Source organism: Streptomyces sp. NPDC002788, from assembly GCF_053592115.1.
Genome location: NZ_JBSFVB010000016.1, coordinates 64,090 through 81,879 on the forward strand (window position 1 = coordinate 64,090; position 17,790 = coordinate 81,879).

Consider the following 17,790-nt stretch of genomic DNA (forward strand, 5'->3'; position numbering starts at 1 on the left):
GCACTTCAGTCTGATCCACCAAGATGTGCGCGAAATCGTCCCATTTCTCGTGTGACGGCGCGTCGGTGTGGTGGAGAGGGGTCCCAGGATGAGCAGCGCATCGGTGTCGCCGCACGGCTTCGTGGCCGTGCGGGGGCGCGGCTACCGTCCCGAGCAGGTCGACGTGTACGCCGAGGCCCTCTCCGCGGATCGTGACGCGGCCTGGGAGAGGGCCGCCCGGCTGACGGTGCTCGCCCGGCGGATGGAGGAGGAACTGGGGCAGCTGCGGGAGGCCGTGGCGCGACTGGCCCCGCAGGCCTACGAGTCACTCGGGGAACGGGCCCAGCGGCTCTTCGCGCTCGGGCAGGAGGAGGCCGCGGCCGTACGGGAGGAGGCGCGTCGCGAGGCGTGTCAACTCGTGGAGGAGGCGCGCGAGTACGCGACCGGCATGCACGAGTCCGCACGGGAGTACGCCGATTCCGTACGCGCCGATGCCGACGAACGCGCCCGGCAGCGGCTGCTCGCGGCGCACGCGGAGGCGGACGACATCCGGGGCGCGGCCCGGCGCGAGACCGAGGAGCAGCGCGGTGAGGCGCAGGCCGCGCTGCACGAGATGCGGCAGCGCACCTCCGGGATGCTGGCCGAACAGGAGAAGGAACGCGCCGAGCGCTGGACGGAGTCGGAGAACGAGGAGGCCGCGCGGGGGGCGGCGTTGGACGCGGACGAGGCGGAGGCGGTGGCGCGTGCCGAGGGCGCGGTGTCCGAGGCGGAGCAGGCCTTCGCCGACGCGGAGGCCTCGGCCGGACATCTCGAGGACGAGGCACGCGCGCGTGCCGCCGAGTTGCTGGAACGGGCCCGGGGACGGGCGGAGTCCGTCGAGCAGGAGACGGACCGGGTGCTCCGCGAGCACGCGGAGTCGGGGGACGCCATGCGGGAGCACATCGACCGCGTCCACACCAGCCTGACGGCGTGGGCGGGGCAGGCGGCGGCCGAGTGACGTGCGGCGGGGCGCCGTGAGGGACCGGCCGGGCTCGTCTGCCGTCGGCTTCGTGCGCCACCGCCTGCCACCGGCCTAGGGTTGACCTCTGCCAGACCGAAATCACCGACACAGGCTGACGGGCAGCTCGCACCGCGAGCCGGGGAGGACATCCGCCTGTCAGCGGGGCGACAGTGACCAGCCACTGGCCGGGCTGACGGCCGGTGGCAAGGAGCGCGCGGATTTCGATGGGGCTTCCCGCGCCACGAGGGGGGATTGATGATGAGCAAGGTTCACCAGGAGACCGTGATGCCACGGCAGGTCCGGGCCGCTCAAATGCTCGTGTACGTGCTGGCGTTCTCCGGGCTGATCGTGATGTTGGCGCTGTCGGGCGGGGCGACCTCGTACGAGCTCGGCGGCCTGATGGCGCCGTGGCTCCTTGTCTGGGTCTGTGCGCTGCTCGCTCTGACTTACGACGGCAGCGCGCGGGGTGGGATCCGGATCACGACCGTCGTGATGATGGTCTTCGTCCTCCTCGGCTCCTTCAGGCAGGTGGCCGGTGCTGCGACGCCGGGCGAGTTCGTCGACGCCGCCCTGCGCATCGCGCTGGGAGGGCCCGTGCTCGTGCTGATGTTCCTGCCGCAGTGCACGGCATGGTTCGAGCGAGAGCGTTGAGAGTTCAGGCGGGCAGGAGTCGGCGCTCGTAACGGAGTCCGGGCCGGCCGCCCACCGTCGTGTCCCCCGCGTGCGTGAAGCCGTTGCGGGCCAGGACCGTCATGGACGCCGGGTTGTCCCGGGTCGTGACCGCCGTGAGGGACGTCAGGCCGTAGTCGGTGGCGGCCAGTCGGCACACCTTTGCGACCGCTGCCGTCGCCACCCCCCGGCCGGCGGCCTGTTCGCCGACGCGGTAGCCGAGTTCGGCACTGCCGTCCACCAGGTCCAGCAGGTTTACCCGGCCGATCAGCTCGCCGTCCTCCCCGAGGACTACGTGGAAGCGGCACACGCGCGCGTGCTGCTCGTCGAGGAGCGCCCGGAGGCGTGCGGCGAACCCCGCCGCCGTGAAGAAGGCGTCCCCGCGGTCCGGCACCGTGCGGGCGAAGTACGCCCGGTTCTCCCGCTCGAAGGCCAGCAGCGCGTCCGCGTGTTCCGCCCGCAAGGGCTCCAAGGTCACCATGCGCGGGAGGATACGGACGGTCGGTCCTTCAGCACCGGGAATTTCCGGGGCGCGAGGAACAGCAGCACCAGGAACGCCAGGGCCGCCGCGCACGCCGAGCCCAGGTAGACCGCGTGCACCGCGTCGGCGATCGCCCGCCGGGTCGCCTCCGGCGCGCTGCCCGAGTCGAGCGCCCGCGTCACCGAGTCGAGGTCGCCCGCGCCGCCGAGCCTGCACCGACCCTGCTATGAGGACCGGTTTGCGGCCGAAGGTGTCGGAGAGCTTGCCGTAGAGGGGCAGGGTGACGGTCACGGCCAGGAGATAGCCGGAGAACAGCCAGGAGAAGACGGAGAAACCGCCCAGGTCCCCGACGATCTGCGGGACGGCGGTCGAGACGATGGTCGCGTCGAGCGCTGCCAGCGCCATCGAGAGCATCAGCGCCGCGACGACGGCTCCGCGCCGGCCGGCCGCGGCGGGACGTGCGGCCTCACGTTCCGCGGAACTGGTGCTGCCCACCCCGGTCCTCCCCCTCGCCCCGGCCACACCCTCGCCCCGGGCCCCGTCGCTTATGTCTGCCCCTTGCACCTACCTGCCGCGGACAGCTTCCCACTTGACCCTGACGCAGCGGGAGGGTGGAGCCTGAGTGAGCCCACGGGTGGAGCCGACCCTGAGACGGACTCCACCCTTCGGTGGAGTGCCCCTAGGGGTACCTCCGTACTACGACCTGGGGAGGGTTCGTACCGGCGGAGGACGAGACGGGCAGGGGCCCGTCCTTAACCTGGCTTTACGCCGCCGGGGGGCGGTGGGCACACCGGCGGGGGTGGGGTTTTCCACAGCACAAGACTGCGCTGAACACCAGGGCGCGGGACCCCTCCCCGCCGCGAGACTGAAACACGCCGGACCGGTTCCAGGTCCGGCACCGCGCACAGCGGCTGCCGAACGGGCGACCGCCTTCACCATCTGCTGACCGATATAGGAGACATACCGTGACTTCGGCTGTGACCATTCCCAGGCACGGGGGTACTGGAGGGCGTACGGCCGTTGCCGCGCGGGCGCGACAGGTCGTGAAGGCGTACGGATCCGGTGAGACCCGGGTCGTCGCCCTCGACCACGTCGACGTGGACATCGCACGCGGCCAGTTCACCGCGATCATGGGTCCCTCGGGATCCGGCAAGTCCACCCTCATGCACTGCCTGGCCGGGCTCGACACCGTGACGGGCGGCCAGATCTACCTCGACGAGACCGAGATCACCGGTCTGAAGGACAAGAAGCTCACGCAGCTGCGCCGGGACCGGATCGGGTTCATCTTCCAGGCGTTCAACCTTCTGCCGACGCTGAACGCGATCGAGAACATCACCCTGCCCATGGACATCGCGGGCCGCAAGCCCGACAAGGAGTGGCTGACGCGGGTCGTGGAGACCGTCGGGCTCGCCGACCGCCTCAAGCACCGGCCCACCCAGCTCTCCGGCGGCCAGCAGCAGCGCGTCGCCGTGGCGCGGGCGCTCGCCGCCCGGCCCGAGATCATCTTCGGGGACGAGCCGACCGGAAACCTCGACTCGCGCGCGGGCGCCGAGGTCCTCGGCTTCCTGCGCCGGTCCGTCGACGAGCTGGGCCAGACCATCGTGATGGTCACCCACGACCCCGTGGCCGCCAGCTACGCGGACCGGGTGCTGTACCTCGCCGACGGCCGCATCGTCGACGAGATGTTCAAGCCGACCGCGGAGGCCGTCCTGGACCGCATGAAGGACTTCGACGCCCGGGGGCGCACGTCATGACCGTCATGAAGACCTCGATGCGCAACTTCCTCGCGCACAAGGGGCGGATGGCGCTCTCCGCGATCGCCGTTCTGCTGTCGGTGGCCTTCGTCTGCGGCACGCTCGTCTTCACGGACACCATGTCGACCACGTTCGACAAGCTCTTCGCGGCCACGTCCTCGGACGTGACGGTGAGCGCCAAGGGTGCCTCCGACGGCGGTGAGACGACCGCGGACAACGGCAAGCCGCCGGTCATGCCGGCCTCCGTGCTGGGCGAGGTCCGCAAGGTGCAGGGCGTGAAGTCCGCCGAGGGCTCGGTGTTCTCCACCTCGGTCACCGTCGTCGACGCCGACAAGGACAACCTGTCGCCCTCCAGCGGCGCCCCGACCATCGTCGGCAGCTGGAACGCCAACGAGGCCCGCACCATGAAGATCACCACCGGTGCGGCTCCCCAGAGCGCCGACCAGATCATGGTCGACGCCGACACCGCCGACAAGCACGACCTGAAGCTCGGCGACGAGATCGGCGTCATCAGCGCCATCGGCACCCACACCGCGAAGATCTCCGGCATCGCCGACTTCACCGTGACCAACCCCGGCGCCGCGATCTTCTACCTCGACACCAGGACCGCCCAGCAGTCGCTGGTCGGCGAGAGCGACGTCTACACCAACGTCAACGTGACCGCGGCCGCCGGCGTCAGCGACGCACAGCTGAAGAAGAACGTCACGGCCGAACTCGGCGGCGGCTTCCAGGTGAAGACGGCCAAGGAGACCGCCGACGCCGGCCAGAAGGACGTCGCGGGCTTCATGAACGTCATGAAGTACGCGATGCTCGGCTTCGCCGGGATCGCCTTCCTCGTCGGCATCTTCCTGATCATCAACACCTTCTCCATGCTGGTCGCCCAGCGCACCCGGGAGATCGGCCTGATGCGGGCCATCGGTTCGTCCCGCAAGCAGGTCAACCGCTCCGTGCTGGCCGAGGCGCTGCTGCTCGGTTTCGTCGGCTCGGTGCTCGGCGTCGGCGCGGGCGTCGGCCTCGCCGTCGGCCTGATGAAGCTCATGGGCCAGATGGGCATGGAACTGTCCACCGACGACCTCACGGTGGCCTGGACGACCCCGGTGGTCGGCCTCGTCCTCGGCGTGGTCGTCACCGTGCTGGCCGCCTACCTGCCCGCCCGGCGCGCCGGCAAGATCTCCCCGATGGCCGCCCTGCGCGACGCGGGAGCCCCCGCGGACGCCAAGGCCGGCTGGATCCGCGCCGCGATCGGCACGCTCCTCACCGGGACCGGCGGCTTCGCCCTCTACCTCGCCGCGGCGGCCGACAAGGCCAAGGACGGCTCCCTGTGGCTCGGCCTCGGTGTCGTGCTGTCGCTGATCGGCTTCGTCGTCATCGGCCCGCTGCTCGCCGGTGCCGTGGTCCGTGTCCTGGGCGCCGTGCTGCTCCGCATGTTCGGCCCCGTCGGCCGCATGGCCGAGCGCAACGCCCTGCGCAACCCGCGCCGCACCGGCGCGACCGGCGCCGCGCTGATGATCGGCCTCGCCCTGGTGGCGAGCCTGTCCGTGGTCGGCTCCTCCATGGTGGCGTCCGCCACCGACCAGCTCGACAAGACCGTGGGCACGGACTTCATCATCCAGTCCGACAGCGGCCAGCTGATCACCCCGCAGGCGGTCAAGGCCGTGAAGTCGTCGCCGGACCTGGCGCGGGTCACCGAGTACAAGTGGACCGAGGCCGACTTCACCACCCCCGACGGCAAGACGCTCAAGGACACGGCGATCACGGCGGCCGACCCGTCGTACGCGACCGACCTGCGCACCGAGACCGTCGCCGGCAAGCTCCCCGACGCCTACAAGCCCGACTCGATGTCGGTCCACGAGAAGTTCGCCAAGGACCACGGCATCAGCCTCGGGTCCAAGATCAAGGTCGCCTTCAAGGACGGCTCCGCGGCCGACCTGACGGTCCGGGCGATCACCAGCAGCGACGTCGTGATCGACGCGGGCGCGATGTACACGTCCATCTCGACGATGGCCAAGTACGTCCCGGCCGACAAGATGCCGCTGGACTCGCTGGTCTTCGCCAGCGCCAAGGACGGGAAGCAGGACGCCGCCTACAAGTCCCTGAAGTCGGCGCTGCACGACTACCCGCAGTACACCGTGCGCGACCAGACCGACTACAAGGAGGCCCTGAAGGACCAGATCGGCCAGCTGCTCAACATGATCTACGGCCTGCTGGCCCTGGCGATCATCGTCGCCATCCTGGGCGTGGTGAACACCCTGGCACTGTCGGTGGTGGAGCGCACCCGGGAGATCGGCCTGATGCGGGCGATCGGCCTCTCCCGCCGCCAGCTGCGCCGCATGATCCGGATGGAGTCGGTCGTCATCGCCCTCTTCGGCGCCCTGCTGGGCCTCGGACTGGGCATGGGCTGGGGCGCCACCGCGCAGCAGCTGCTCGCCCTGGAGGGCCTGATGGTCCTGGACATCCCCTGGCCGACGATCATCGGCGTCTTCATCAGCTCGGCGTTCGTGGGCCTGTTCGCGGCACTGATCCCGGCGTTCCGGGCGGGCCGGATGAACGTCCTCAACGCGATCGCGACCGAGTAGCCGCCCGGAAACCACCGCACACGGGGGTTGCGGGGGACGGGCCCGCCCCGGAGGTTTCCGCCTCCGGGGCGGGCCCGGCCGCATGCGGTGGCCCCGCGGATCCGCCGGGGGACGGGCCCCGGGGGAGAACGGGCGTCATCCACAGGCCCGCCGCGCGGGCGCGCATCGTCGTACGCTGGAGACCCCCGGCCCGCAGCGCGCGTCGGGCCCGTCGTGTTGCCCACCCCTGGACGGAAAAAGCCCCGAATGAGCCTGCACGGTCTGCTCGACGCCGTAGCCAAGGACGCCGCGCTCGCGGAAGCGATCAAGGCGGCCGCAGACGGCAACCGCATGCACGTCGACCTGGTCGGCCCCCCTGCCGCCCGCCCCTTCGCGATCGCCGCCCTGGCCCGTGACACGGGCCGCCCGGTGCTGGCGGTCACGGCGACGGGCCGCGAGGCGGAGGACCTGGCCGCCGCCCTGCGCTCCCTCCTCCCGCCGGAGGGGGTCGTGGAGTACCCGTCGTGGGAGACGCTCCCGCACGAGCGGCTCAGCCCCCGCAGCGACACCGTCGGCCGCCGCCTGGCCGTGCTGCGCCGCCTGTCCCACCCCCGTCCCGACGACCCCGAGACCGGCCCCGTCTCCGTGGTCGTCGCGCCCGTCCGATCCGTGCTCCAGCCGCAGGTCAAGGGCCTCGGCGACCTGGAGCCGGTCTCCCTGAAGTCGGGGCGGAGCGCCGATCTCGACGAGATCGTCGAAGCCCTCGCGGCCGCCGCCTACGCGCGCGTGGAGCTCGTGGAGAAGCGCGGCGAGTTCGCCGTGCGCGGCGGCATCCTCGACGTGTTCCCGCCCACCGAGGAACACCCTCTGCGCGTCGAGTTCTGGGGCGACGACGTCGAGGAGATCCGCTACTTCAAGGTCGCCGACCAGCGCTCCCTCGAGGTCGCCGAGCACGGCCTGTGGGCGCCGCCCTGCCGCGAACTGCTGCTCACCGAGGACGTCCGCACGCGTGCGCGTGCCCTGGCCGAACAGCACCCCGAGCTCGGCGAACTCCTCGGCAAGATCGCCGAGGGGATCGCCGTCGAGGGCATGGAGTCCCTCGCCCCGGTCCTCGTCGACGACATGGAGCTGCTGCTCGACGTGCTGCCCGCGGGCGCCATGGCCGTCGTGTGCGACCCGGAGCGGGTCCGCACGCGCGCGTCGGACCTCGTGGCCACCTCCCAGGAGTTCCTGCAGGCCTCCTGGGCGGCCACCGCGGGCGGCGGCGAGGCGCCCATCGACGTCGGCGCGGCCTCCCTGTGGTCCATCGCGGACGTCCGGGACCGGGCCCGCGAGCTGAACATGATGTGGTGGTCGGTGTCGCCGTTCGCCGCCGACGAGGAGCTCGACGAGGACACCCTCAAGCTCGGCATGCACGCCCCGGAGACCTACCGCGGGGACACCGCCAAGGCCCTCGCCGACACCAAGGGCTGGCTCGCCGACGGCTGGCGCACGGTGTTCGTCACCGAGGGACACGGCCCCGCGGCCCGTACGGTCGAGGTGCTGGGCGGCGAGGGCATCGCCGCCCGCCTTGACGCGGAGCTCGCCGAGATCTCCCCGTCGGTCGTGCACGTGGCGTGCGGCTCGATCGAGCACGGCTTCGTCGATCCGGCCCTCGGACTCGCCGTCCTGACCGAGACGGACCTGTCCGGCCAGAGAGCCTCCGGGCGCGAGGGCGCCCGGATGCCGGCCCGCCGCCGCAAGACCATCGACCCGCTCACCCTGGAGCCGGGCGACTACATCGTCCACGAGCAGCACGGCGTGGGCCGCTACATCGAGATGGTGCAGCGCACCGTGCAGGGCGCCACCCGCGAATACCTGGTCGTCGAGTACGCCCCCGCCAAGCGCGGCCAGCCCGGCGACCGCCTGTACATCCCCACCGACCAGCTGGAGCAGATCACCAAGTACGTCGGCGGCGAGGCCCCCACCCTGCACCGCCTGGGCGGCGCCGACTGGACGAAGACCAAGGCCCGGGCGAAGAAGGCCGTCAAGGAGATCGCCGCCGACCTCATCAAGCTGTACAGCGCGCGCATGGCCGCCCCCGGGCACGCCTTCGGCGCGGACACGCCATGGCAGCGCGAGCTGGAGGACGCCTTCCCCTACGCGGAGACGCCCGACCAGCTCACCACCATCGCCGAGGTCAAGGAGGACATGGAGAAGACGGTCCCGATGGACCGCCTGATCTGCGGTGACGTCGGCTACGGCAAGACCGAGATCGCCGTCCGGGCCGCCTTCAAGGCCGTCCAGGACGGCAAGCAGGTCGCCGTCCTGGTGCCCACGACCCTGCTGGTGCAGCAGCACTTCGGGACGTTCAGCGAGCGGTACGCCCAGTTCCCGGTGAAAGTGAAGGCGCTGTCCCGTTTCCAGACGGACACCGAGGCCAAGGCCGTTCTGGAGGGCCTGCGCGAGGGCTCCGTCGACGTCGTCATCGGCACCCACCGGCTGTTCTCGTCCGAGACGAAGTTCAAGGACCTGGGTCTGGTCATCGTCGACGAGGAGCAGCGCTTCGGCGTCGAGCACAAGGAGCAGCTGAAGAAGCTGCGGGCCAACGTCGACGTGCTGACGATGTCCGCGACCCCGATCCCCCGGACGCTGGAGATGGCGGTCACGGGCATCCGCGAGATGTCGACCATCACCACCCCGCCGGAGGAGCGCCACCCGGTGCTGACCTTCGTCGGCCCCTACGAGGAGAGGCAGATCGGCGCCGCCGTCCGCCGCGAACTGCTGCGCGAGGGCCAGGTCTTCTACATCCACAACCGCGTCGAGTCGATCGACCGCGCCGCGGCCCGGCTGCGCGAGATCGTCCCCGAGGCGCGCATCGCCACCGCGCACGGCCAGATGTCGGAGTCGGCGCTGGAGCAGGTCGTCGTCGACTTCTGGGAGAAGAAGTTCGACGTGCTGGTGTCCACGACGATCGTGGAGTCCGGCATCGACATCTCCAACGCCAACACCCTCATCGTCGAGCGCGGCGACAACTTCGGCCTGTCCCAGCTGCACCAGTTGCGCGGCCGGGTGGGCCGAGGCCGCGAGCGCGGGTACGCGTACTTCCTCTATCCGCCGGAGAAGCCGCTGACCGAGACCGCGCACGAGCGGCTCGCGACGATCGCCCAGCACACGGAGATGGGCGCCGGCATGTATGTCGCCATGAAGGACCTGGAGATCCGCGGCGCGGGCAACCTCCTCGGCGGCGAGCAGTCCGGCCACATCGCGGGCGTCGGCTTCGACCTGTACGTGCGGATGGTCGGCGAGGCCGTCGCCGACTACCGGCGCCAGCTGGAGACCGGCGAGATCGAGGAGGAGCCGCCGCTCGAGGTCAAGATCGAGCTGCCCGTCGACGCGCACGTCCCGCACGACTACGCGCCGGGCGAGCGCCTTCGGCTCCAGGCGTACCGCGCTATCGCCTCCGCCAACTCGGAGGAGGACATCAAGGCCGTACGCGAGGAACTCGTCGACCGCTACGGCAAGTTGCCCGAGCCGGTGGAGAACCTGCTGCTCGTCGCGGGCCTGCGTATGTTCGCGCGGGCGTGCGGCGTCGGCGAGATCGTGCTGCAGGGCACCAACATCCGGTTCGCCCCGGTGGAGTTGCGCGAGTCCCAGGAGCTGCGGCTCAAGCGGCTGTACCCGGGGGTCGTCATCAAGCCGGCGGTGCACCAGGTGCTGGTGCCGCGCCCGAAGACCGCGAAGGTGGGCGGGAAGCCGCTGGTCGGGCGGGACCTGCTGGCGTGGGTCGGGGAGTTCCTGACGTCGGTGCTGGGATCCTGAGGTCGGCCGTCGACCGAGGTTCGCGAGGCTGGGCGGCAATGGCCCAAGCCCGTCAGGCCACCGGTCGCACGTGTGCGCCGGTGGCCTGGCGCAGGGCCTCCGCCAGGCGGTCGCGGACCGCGGCCTGCGCGGCGATACGCGCGTCCAGCACCGCGAGACGGTCCGCGGCGACCCGGAGGGCCTGGTCCGAGGCGGGCCCGGCCGTGACATCGCCGTCCAGGCAGGGCAGGAACACCTGTACGTCATCGAGCGTCAGCCCGATGTCGAGCAGCTGCCGGATGTTGCGGACGCGGACGGCCGCGCCGGCGTCGTACAGGCGATAGCCGTTCGCGGCCCGCTCGGAGGCGATGAGTCCCGCCTGCTCGTAGTGGCGCAGGGCACGCGGGGTCGCGCCGGTGACCGCGGCGAGTTCGCCGATCCGCATACGAGGTGCCGCCATGTGCCTCAGTCTCATGTGACGACCGCGCCGCCGTCCACCGGAAGCACCACGCCGGTGATGAACGAGGCGCGGGGCGAGGCCAGTCGGGCGATCGCCCAGGCCACCTCCTCGGGGCGGCCGACCCGGCCGATCGGCGTGTGCGCGAGCTGCCAGGCACGGATCGCCGCCTGCTGCTCCGCGGTGTGACCGGCGTGTTCGCCGATGGGGGTGTCGATCGCACCGGGAGCCACGGCGGCGACGCGGATCCCGAGCGGTGCGAGTTCCACCGCCCAGCTGCGGGTGAGCACTTCGAGGGCCGCCTTCCCGGCCGCGTACAGGGAGTTGCCCGGCCAGCCGCGCTGCCCCACCGACGTCGTCACGTTCACGATCACCCCGCGGCTGTCCTCCAGCGCCGGGAGCGCGGCCTGGGCGAGCAGGACCGGGGCGAGGAGGTTCGTCGCGAGCTGCGGCTCGACGGCCGCGCGCGTGTACGTGCGCAGGGTCTGGGTGTTGACGATCCCGGCGTTGTTCACGAGGACGTCGATGCGGCCGTGCCGTTCGAGTGCCGTACGGACGATGGTCCCGGGGCCGTCGGCTGCCGTGATGTCGGCGACCAGTGGGGTGATGCGGGAGGGGTCGTGGGCGGCGGTCTCGGCCAGGGGCGCCTCGCGGCGGCCCACCGCCACGACGTGTGCGCCCTCGTCGGCGAAGGCGTGGGCCGTGGCACGGCCTATGCCGGTACCGGCGCCGGTGACGATCACGGTTCGCGGGGTCGTGGGCGAAGTCTCGCGCCGACTCGTCGGGTTCGGGGTTTCCATGGGGGGATCGTCGGACCCTGACGCCAGTGTCATGGTCAAGGGCGTGGGCCCGGGGTGGGTGACCGCCGCGGTCAGGTGTTGCGGAACAGCATCACCGCCAGCTCGCGGAACACCTCCTCGGGATCCTGGTCACCCACCGGGTCGTCCAGGTTGTGACCGAGCAGCAGCGTGGCGAAGCCGTGGGCCAGGGACCAGGCGGCGACACCGGCGAGACGGGCGTCGCTGCCACGGCTCTCCGACGGCACGGCGGTGACGGCCTCACGCAGGGCGTCACCGGCGAGGGCGCGGGCGGTGGCCAGTTCCAGATCGCCGGCACGCAGCAGCCCGGGCGCGAACATCACCTGGAAGTGCGCGGGATGCTCACGCGCGAAGCGTACGTAGCGCACACCCGCCTCCTTCAGATCCGCCGCCTCCCTGAGCGCGGCCGCGAGCAGCCCGAAGCCCTCGGCGGCGATCGCCGTGAGCAACCCGGCCCGGTCCTTGAAGTGATGGGCGGGCGCGGCGTGCGAGACGCCGGCGCGGCGGGCGAGGTCGCGCAGGCTCAGCGCGGACGGGCCGTCCGCCGCGATGGCGTCGAGGGCGGCGCTGAGGATGGCGCGACGCAGGTCGCCGTGGTGGTACGGGCGGCCGGCGGCGGGCTTGGCCTTCGCCGATCCCTCACTGGAGCTCATGGTCAGCAGCCTACGCCGAATCTAGCCATTGACAAGTTCGGGAGGCCTCGGCAATCTTGTCAGTGTCAAGTTGTGCGCGACCGGCCGCGGAAGTGACGGGGGCGTGCACCACGGGGGCTGGACGTGACGGGAGGCATGCCATGTCGGAACATCTCGGCGGGATGGGCGAGGTCGACGAGACCGACCAGGTCGGTGAGATCGGCGAGGCCGTGGTGGCGGGGCAGGACGCAGTGGAGCCGGCGCGCGTGCGGCAGATGTGGCACCTGCTGGAGCCCCTGCACGCGGTGCTGTACTACGCGCCGGAAGCCTTCGAGGAGGCCGCCGCCCTCGGATACGGCACAGGGGAGCGCTGGCCGAGCTACTTTCCTTACCGGGCCGCCCCGTTGGGGGAGGCCGGTCCGGAGCGAGTGGCCTCCGCCTTCTACAGCTTCAGTCCGCGCATGGTAGCCGAGTACGTCGAGCCGGCCTGGCGGACCGCGAGCCCGGCCGCGGTGCTCGCAGCGAGGGCGCGGGCGATAGACCGGGCCTACCGCGCCATATTCGGCGACCGCGTGGAAAGCTCCGAGTTGGCGGAGGCGTCCGCGCTCGCCAGGCGCGCGGCGGAGGCGGCAGCGGCGGACGCGGTCGCCCGCCCGCTCGCCGCGGCCAACGCCGCGCTCGACTGGCCCCGGGCCCCGCACCTGCAGTTGTGGCACGCGGCGACGATCCTGCGCGAGCACCGCGGCGACGGCCATCTCGCGGCCCTGCTGCTGGCCGGCCTGGATCCGGTGGAGTCGCTCGTCTCCTTCGCCGCGACAGGTGCCGCGTCCGCGGCACGCTTCGAGAGCCGGGGCTGGAGCCCCGAGGAGTGGGCAGCCGCGCGTGACCGCCTGGTCGCGAGGGGACTGGTCGACGCGGACGGTGGGGCCACGGAGGCGGGCCGCGCCCTGCGCCACCGCGTGGAGCGGCAGACGGACCGATTGGCCGCCGGTCCCTGGCAGTTGCTCGGCCCGGAGAGTGTCGACCGCCTCGCCGCACTGCTGGGTGACTTCTGGGTCGCGGTCCTGGCGTCGGGTCTGCTGCCCTCGGAGACGACGCTGGGCATAGGCAGGGTCTGAGCGAGGACCGCCCTGCTTCTGCTCCGCACGCGAGAAGCCGCCCGCGGGAGCTGCGTCGAGCGCGCGTCTCCGCGGACGGCCTGACATACCGGAGGTCTTACCGCTGCTCGGGCCGGTTCCGGTCGCGGTCCATGCCCAGCGAGCCCTCGACGCGCTGCTGGCCGGAGTCGACCTGGTCCTCGTGCTTGCCTCCGGTCCTCTCGTTGATCCTCTGTTCCGCGGTGTCGGAGCCTTGCTTGCCCTTGTTCCGCGCCTGGCTCTTGAACTTGTCGAAGATGCCCATTCAGAGCTCCTTCCGGAGGTGACTCAGAACCGACGATACGCGTGCCATGCGAGGAACGCCCCTTGAAGCGCACTGTGGTCTGTACCTCTGTCCCGCTACCGTGGGACCAGGCACAGGCCGCCGTGCGGAGGCGGAATCGGCAAGCAGGGAGGGGCGCACGGTGAGGCGTCTGAGGGGCGGGGCGGCACTGGCTGTCGCGATGGTGTTCACCGGGTCGGCGCTGGCCGGCTGCGAGGGGCTGGCCCCGCCCGCGGACGGCGGCGGCCCCTCCGGTTCCGGTGCCCCGGCCGCCGGTGACGGGCGCGCAGCGAACCCGCTGGACAACCCGGACGGCACCAAGCCGGGGCTGGCGGCGATCACTTCATCCGCGGACAAGGCAAAGGCACGTGCCCTGATCGCGAAGGTGGACACGAAGGGCCGCGGGCCCCGTACGGGATACGAACGGGACAAGTTCGGCTACGCCTGGACGGACTCGGCGCCACGCGACGTCCCCTACTCGCACAACGGCTGCGACTCACGGAACGACCTCTTGAAGCGAGACGGGGAGGACCTTCGCTTCCGGTCGGGCTCGGACTGCATCGTCGTCTCGCTGACGCTGCACGAGCCGTACACCGGGAAGGTCATCGAGTGGAAGAAGTCCCGGGCGACCGAGGTCCAGATAGACCACGTCATGCCGCTGTCGTACGACTGGCAGATGGGCGCTTCGCGCTGGACGAAGGACGAGCGTGAGGCCATCGCCAACGACCCCCTCAACCTCGTACCGGTGGACGGACCGACCAACAGCTCGAAGGGAGACTCCGGCCCGGCCTCCTGGCTGCCGCCCAACAAGCGGATCCGCTGCGCCTACTCGGTGCGCTTCGCCCAGGTGTCGCTGAAGTACGACCTTCCGGTGACGGCAGCGGACAAGGAGATGATGCTGAGGCAGTGCGGCGGGTAGGGCCCCGGAGGGGTGACAGCAAGTCCCCGAGGAATCAGCCGAGTCGAGCTCGATCGGGGAGCGGGACGGACACCGAGTGGACTCAGCGCGCCGGCACCCGGCGGATTCGGCATCGGCCTGAGTTCCTGATCGCCGGGCTCCTGGCCAGGTGGCCCGGGCGGCGGACCGGGCCCCGGTACGGTCATTCGGTTCCGGGCGTGCGTCCGGCGTGCCTACCGTGACCGCATGCAGCCGAAGATATCGAGCCTCGCCGACCGCCCGGACATGCTGGAGCGGGTCGTCGGAATGGCGGACAGCTGGCCGGAGTTCGTGATCCAGGACCTCGTGGGCGCCGCGCACTATCCGCGGATCGCCACCGAACTCTCCGAGTACGTGCTGTTCGCCGAGGACGAGCGGGGCGAGGTCGTCGCCAGCGCCTACAGCGTGCCCTTCGCCCTCGGCGCCCCGGGACGCGGCGAACTGCCGGCGGGCGGCTGGGACACGGTGCTCGTGTGGGCCTTCTCCGACCTGCGCCGCGGTGCCCGGCCCGACACGGTCAGCGCGATCTCGGTCTCCGTCGCCCCGCACGCGCAGGGCCGGGGCTTGTCCGCGGTGATGCTCTCGGCCATGCGCGACAACGCCAGGGCCCGCGGCTTCAGCGAGGTCGTCGCCCCGGTCCGCCCCAACGCCAAGCACCTGGAACCGCACACGCCCATGGAGGAGTACGCCCGCCGCGTCCGCCCCGACGGGCTGCCCCAGGACCCGTGGCTGCGCGTCCACGCCCGGGCCGGCGCCACCATCGACTCCGTGGCACCGGCGTCCATGACGGTGGCCGCCTCCCTGGCCGACTGGCGCCGCTGGACGGGGCTGCCCTTCGACACCGCGGGCGACATCGAGGTGCCCGGCAGTCTGGTGCCGGTGCGCTGCGAACCGGAGCGCGGGTACGCGGTGTACGTCGAGCCCAACGTGTGGATGCGGCACGCCCTGTGAGCCCCGGGCCCCACGTGTCCTGCGGGGAGGGCCCTCCCCTGAACGCGCCGGAACCCCACCAGGTCCCGCCCCCGCTCCTGACAGGCGAAGTGATCAGCACGACAACGGTTCGGTACAACCCGTGACCGGTTGTCCGTGTCGAGCTATACGCTCGGACTCCCATCCGTGCTCTGCCACTCGCACGTCCCTTTCCCATCGGCTACACCGGTCCAGGAGCAGTCATGTACGGCCACGGCGCGGCGCCGCCCTCCCGCAGCGCGGCAACGGTCATCTCACTGCGCGTGCTGTTCGCCGCAGCCGGATTCCTCACGTGCGGCGTGCTGGCCTGCGTACCGCTGTTCCGGGTCGCCGTCCTGCGCGGAAAGGTACTCGACTGGGTCGCGGCCTGGGTGAGCCTGCCCCTGTCCATCGCCTGCTTCGTGGTGATCGGCGCGCTGCCGGAGGGCGACCACCGCACCGACATAGCGCTGGCTGTGATCTTGCTGCTCGGCCTGGGCGCCGCGATCCACTTCCTCATCGTGGACATCGGCCACCACGGCGCGGCGCGCCGGTCCGCCGGCCACCCGCCGCCGTCCCAGGCGCCTACCGTCCACTCCTCACAGACCCCGTACGGCTATCCGCACCCGGCGCCGCCCTACGCACCCGCCTCCACGCCCGTCCCGCAGCCGCCGCAGCACCCCGGGCCCCCGGCTCCCCAGCGCCCCGCGCCCGCCCGCATCGACCAGGTGCGCGCCGAACTCGACGAACTCAGCGACTATCTGCGCCGGCACGAAGGCCGGCCGGACGGCACCCCCGGTGACTCCGAGGGCAGCAGGTGAGCGGGGCGGCAGGACGTGTCGTCGCCGGCCGCTACGAACTGTCCACGCTCCTGGGACAGGGCGGCATGGGTCAGGTCTGGACCGCGTACGACCAGCGGCTCGACCGGCGCGTCGCGGTGAAGCTGCTGCGCCCCGACAAGGTGGCCGGGCAGGACGCGGAGGAACTGCGCCGCCGTTTCGTGCGCGAGTGCCGGGTGACCGCGCAGGTCGCTCATCCCGGCCTGGTCACCGTGCACGACGCGGGCAGCGAGGGCGAGGAGCTGTTCCTCGTCATGCAGTACATCGACGGCGCGGACCTCGCCGATCACCTTGCCGAGCACACCCCGTACCCCTGGCTGTGGGCGGTCGCGGTCGCGGCGCAGATGTGCGCCGCGCTGAGCGCCGTGCACGCCGTGCCGATCGTCCACCGCGATCTCAAGCCGCGCAACGTCATGGTGAAGCAGGACGGCACGGTCACCGTCCTCGACCTCGGCGTCGCCTCCGTCATGGAGGCGGACACCACCCGCCTCACCCACACCGGCACCCCCATCGGCTCGCCCGCCTACATGGCACCGGAGCAGGCGATGGGCGGCGCGGTCGGCCCGTACACCGACCTGTACGCGCTCGGCGTGGTGCTCCACGAACTCCTCAGCGGCGACGTCCCGTTCTCCGGCTCCACGGCCCTCGGCGTCCTGCACCGGCACCTGTACGAACCGCCGCTGCCGGTGCGCCGCATCCGCCCCGAAGTGCCCGAGGCCCTGGAGACCCTCGTCCTGCGCCTGCTCGCCAAGGACCCACAGCACCGGCCCGCCTCCGCCCAGGAGGTCTACGAGCACCTGGAACCGCTCCTGCCCGCGCGCGGCACGCCCACCGGAGCGCCCCTCGACCCCACCCGCCCGTTCCTGCGCCCGCACGCGCCCTGGCCGGACCGTGCGCGCACCCCCGCGCCCCAGCCCTCGCCCGCAGCACCCGTCACCGGGACCGCTGGGAACACGGACATCGCCCGGGCCGTCGACGAGGTCAAACGGCTCCTCGGCGAAGGCCGCATCACCCAGGCCGTCGACATCCTCGGGGCGATCCTGCCCGTCGCAGCCGAGCAGCACGGCGAGCACTCCCCGGTCGTGCGCACCTTGCGCAGGCAGTACGCGGCCACGCTCCTTGACGACGGCCAGTACCGGCGCGCCCTGCCCGAGCTGCGCCGCCTCGCCGACGAACGCGCCGCCGAGGCCGGCCAGGCCGACCCGCAGTGCCTGCGGTTCCGCTACGAGGCCGCCCAGTGCCTGGAACAGCTGGGCGAACCGGCGGCTGCGCTCGCCGAGTACCGGGCGGTGCTGCCGTACTACGAGAACCAGTACGTCGCCGCCGGCGGCCCCGAGCTCGCGCACGACGTCCGCCGCCGCATCGGCCACCTGCTGCTCGCCCTCGGCGACCGCGGCGCCGCCCACGACACCCTGGCCCGGCTGCTGCACGACGTGGATCGCACCCACGGCCCCGGCCACCCGCTCGGGGCGGAGATCCGCAGGACGCTCCACTGGCTGGGGCAGGTGCGGGGCTGACGGCC

General features: G+C 71.9%; 15 protein-coding genes and 1 pseudogene. 10 read left to right on the plus strand and 6 right to left on the minus strand.

The window, feature by feature from the left end; translation table 11 throughout:
• The first annotated feature begins 88 nt into the window (after positions 1 to 88).
• Together ACWD1U_RS27500 and ACWD1U_RS27505 are read left to right on the plus strand one after the other, a co-directional pair.
• Positions 89 to 976: a cellulose-binding protein gene (locus tag ACWD1U_RS27500; RefSeq protein ID WP_451111462.1), complete on the plus strand. Its 888-nt coding sequence runs from the start codon at positions 89 to 91 to the stop codon at positions 974 to 976.
• Positions 977 to 1,303: 327 nt separating this feature from the next.
• A complete protein-coding gene (locus tag ACWD1U_RS27505) occupies positions 1,304 to 1,630 on the plus strand; it encodes a hypothetical protein (protein ID WP_451111463.1) in 327 nt (108 codons plus the stop codon).
• A 4-nt stretch (positions 1,631 to 1,634) separates the two neighbouring features.
• Here the strand turns inward: ACWD1U_RS27505 and ACWD1U_RS27510 are convergent, their stop codons facing one another.
• Positions 1,635 to 2,129: a GNAT family N-acetyltransferase gene (locus tag ACWD1U_RS27510; protein ID WP_451111619.1), complete on the minus strand. Its 495-nt coding sequence runs from the start codon at positions 2,127 to 2,129 to the stop codon at positions 1,635 to 1,637.
• 216 nt (positions 2,130 to 2,345) lie between these two features.
• Positions 2,346 to 2,624, minus strand: a pseudogene (locus tag ACWD1U_RS27515) (MFS transporter); the annotation flags it as partial.
• Positions 2,625 to 3,094: 470 nt separating this feature from the next.
• Between ACWD1U_RS27515 and ACWD1U_RS27520 the strand changes: the two are divergent.
• From ACWD1U_RS27520 to mfd, 3 genes are all read left to right on the plus strand, one after another.
• A complete protein-coding gene (locus ACWD1U_RS27520) occupies positions 3,095 to 3,883 on the plus strand; it encodes an ABC transporter ATP-binding protein (RefSeq protein ID WP_451111465.1) in 789 nt (262 codons plus the stop codon).
• Positions 3,880 to 6,459, plus strand: a complete 2,580-nt coding sequence (locus ACWD1U_RS27525) for an ABC transporter permease (protein ID WP_451111466.1) — start codon at positions 3,880 to 3,882, stop codon at positions 6,457 to 6,459. The genes ACWD1U_RS27520 and ACWD1U_RS27525 overlap by 4 nt, the downstream gene beginning before the upstream one ends.
• Before the next feature lie 246 nt (positions 6,460 to 6,705).
• Positions 6,706 to 10,239: a transcription-repair coupling factor gene (gene mfd, locus ACWD1U_RS27530; protein ID WP_451111468.1), complete on the plus strand. Its 3,534-nt coding sequence runs from the start codon at positions 6,706 to 6,708 to the stop codon at positions 10,237 to 10,239.
• Positions 10,240 to 10,291: 52 nt separating this feature from the next.
• Here the strand turns inward: mfd and ACWD1U_RS27535 are convergent, their stop codons facing one another.
• From ACWD1U_RS27535 to ACWD1U_RS27545, 3 genes are all read right to left on the minus strand, one after another.
• Complete coding sequence (locus ACWD1U_RS27535) at positions 10,292 to 10,663, minus strand: MerR family transcriptional regulator (protein ID WP_451111621.1); 372 nt, start codon at positions 10,661 to 10,663, stop codon at positions 10,292 to 10,294.
• 26 nt (positions 10,664 to 10,689) lie between these two features.
• A complete protein-coding gene (locus ACWD1U_RS27540; protein ID WP_451111470.1) occupies positions 10,690 to 11,475 on the minus strand; it encodes an SDR family NAD(P)-dependent oxidoreductase in 786 nt (261 codons plus the stop codon).
• Positions 11,476 to 11,546: 71 nt separating this feature from the next.
• The gene (locus ACWD1U_RS27545) at positions 11,547 to 12,146 is read right to left on the minus strand and encodes a TetR/AcrR family transcriptional regulator (RefSeq protein ID WP_451111472.1); all 600 of its coding nucleotides are present in this window, start codon (positions 12,144 to 12,146) and stop codon (positions 11,547 to 11,549) included.
• A gap of 254 nt (positions 12,147 to 12,400) precedes the next feature.
• Between ACWD1U_RS27545 and ACWD1U_RS27550 the strand changes: the two genes are divergently transcribed.
• Positions 12,401 to 13,243 carry an SCO6745 family protein gene (locus tag ACWD1U_RS27550; protein WP_451111622.1) on the plus strand — a complete coding sequence of 281 codons (843 nt, stop codon included), beginning with the start codon at positions 12,401 to 12,403 and terminating at the stop codon, positions 13,241 to 13,243.
• A 97-nt stretch (positions 13,244 to 13,340) separates the two neighbouring features.
• Here ACWD1U_RS27550 and ACWD1U_RS27555 read toward each other — a convergent pair whose 3' ends face one another.
• Positions 13,341 to 13,526, minus strand: coding sequence for an antitoxin (locus ACWD1U_RS27555; RefSeq protein WP_451111473.1), 186 nt, complete (start codon positions 13,524 to 13,526; stop codon positions 13,341 to 13,343).
• 160 nt (positions 13,527 to 13,686) lie between these two features.
• Between ACWD1U_RS27555 and ACWD1U_RS27560 the strand changes: the two genes are divergently transcribed.
• From ACWD1U_RS27560 to ACWD1U_RS27575, 4 genes are all read left to right on the plus strand, one after another.
• The gene (locus ACWD1U_RS27560) at positions 13,687 to 14,463 is read left to right on the plus strand and encodes an HNH endonuclease family protein (RefSeq protein WP_451111475.1); all 777 of its coding nucleotides are present in this window, start codon (positions 13,687 to 13,689) and stop codon (positions 14,461 to 14,463) included.
• Between the two features lie 225 nt (positions 14,464 to 14,688).
• The gene (locus ACWD1U_RS27565; protein WP_451111477.1) at positions 14,689 to 15,432 is read left to right on the plus strand and encodes an N-acetyltransferase; all 744 of its coding nucleotides are present in this window, start codon (positions 14,689 to 14,691) and stop codon (positions 15,430 to 15,432) included.
• 221 nt (positions 15,433 to 15,653) lie between these two features.
• A complete protein-coding gene (locus ACWD1U_RS27570) occupies positions 15,654 to 16,250 on the plus strand; it encodes a hypothetical protein (RefSeq protein WP_451111478.1) in 597 nt (198 codons plus the stop codon).
• A gap of 38 nt (positions 16,251 to 16,288) precedes the next feature.
• Entirely contained in the window at positions 16,289 to 17,785 is a 1,497-nt protein-coding gene (locus ACWD1U_RS27575; protein ID WP_451111624.1) for a protein kinase domain-containing protein, read from the plus strand.
• Positions 17,786 to 17,790 lie beyond the last annotated feature (5 nt).

Coding starts and splice junctions, on each gene's coding strand:
- ACWD1U_RS27500 (WP_451111462.1), top strand. CDS start 89: ATGAGCAGCGCATCGGTGTCGCCGCACGGCTTCGTGGCCGTGCGGGGG.
- ACWD1U_RS27510 (WP_451111619.1), bottom strand. CDS start 2,129: ATGGTGACCTTGGAGCCCTTGCGGGCGGAACACGCGGACGCGCTGCTG.
- ACWD1U_RS27525 (WP_451111466.1), top strand. CDS start 3,880: ATGACCGTCATGAAGACCTCGATGCGCAACTTCCTCGCGCACAAGGGG.
- mfd (WP_451111468.1), top strand. CDS start 6,706: ATGAGCCTGCACGGTCTGCTCGACGCCGTAGCCAAGGACGCCGCGCTC.
- ACWD1U_RS27535 (WP_451111621.1), bottom strand. CDS start 10,663: ATGCGGATCGGCGAACTCGCCGCGGTCACCGGCGCGACCCCGCGTGCC.
- ACWD1U_RS27540 (WP_451111470.1), bottom strand. CDS start 11,475: ATGGAAACCCCGAACCCGACGAGTCGGCGCGAGACTTCGCCCACGACC.
- ACWD1U_RS27545 (WP_451111472.1), bottom strand. CDS start 12,146: ATGAGCTCCAGTGAGGGATCGGCGAAGGCCAAGCCCGCCGCCGGCCGC.
- ACWD1U_RS27550 (WP_451111622.1), top strand. CDS start 12,401: ATGTGGCACCTGCTGGAGCCCCTGCACGCGGTGCTGTACTACGCGCCG.
- ACWD1U_RS27555 (WP_451111473.1), bottom strand. CDS start 13,526: ATGGGCATCTTCGACAAGTTCAAGAGCCAGGCGCGGAACAAGGGCAAG.
- ACWD1U_RS27565 (WP_451111477.1), top strand. CDS start 14,689: ATGCAGCCGAAGATATCGAGCCTCGCCGACCGCCCGGACATGCTGGAG.
- ACWD1U_RS27570 (WP_451111478.1), top strand. CDS start 15,654: ATGTACGGCCACGGCGCGGCGCCGCCCTCCCGCAGCGCGGCAACGGTC.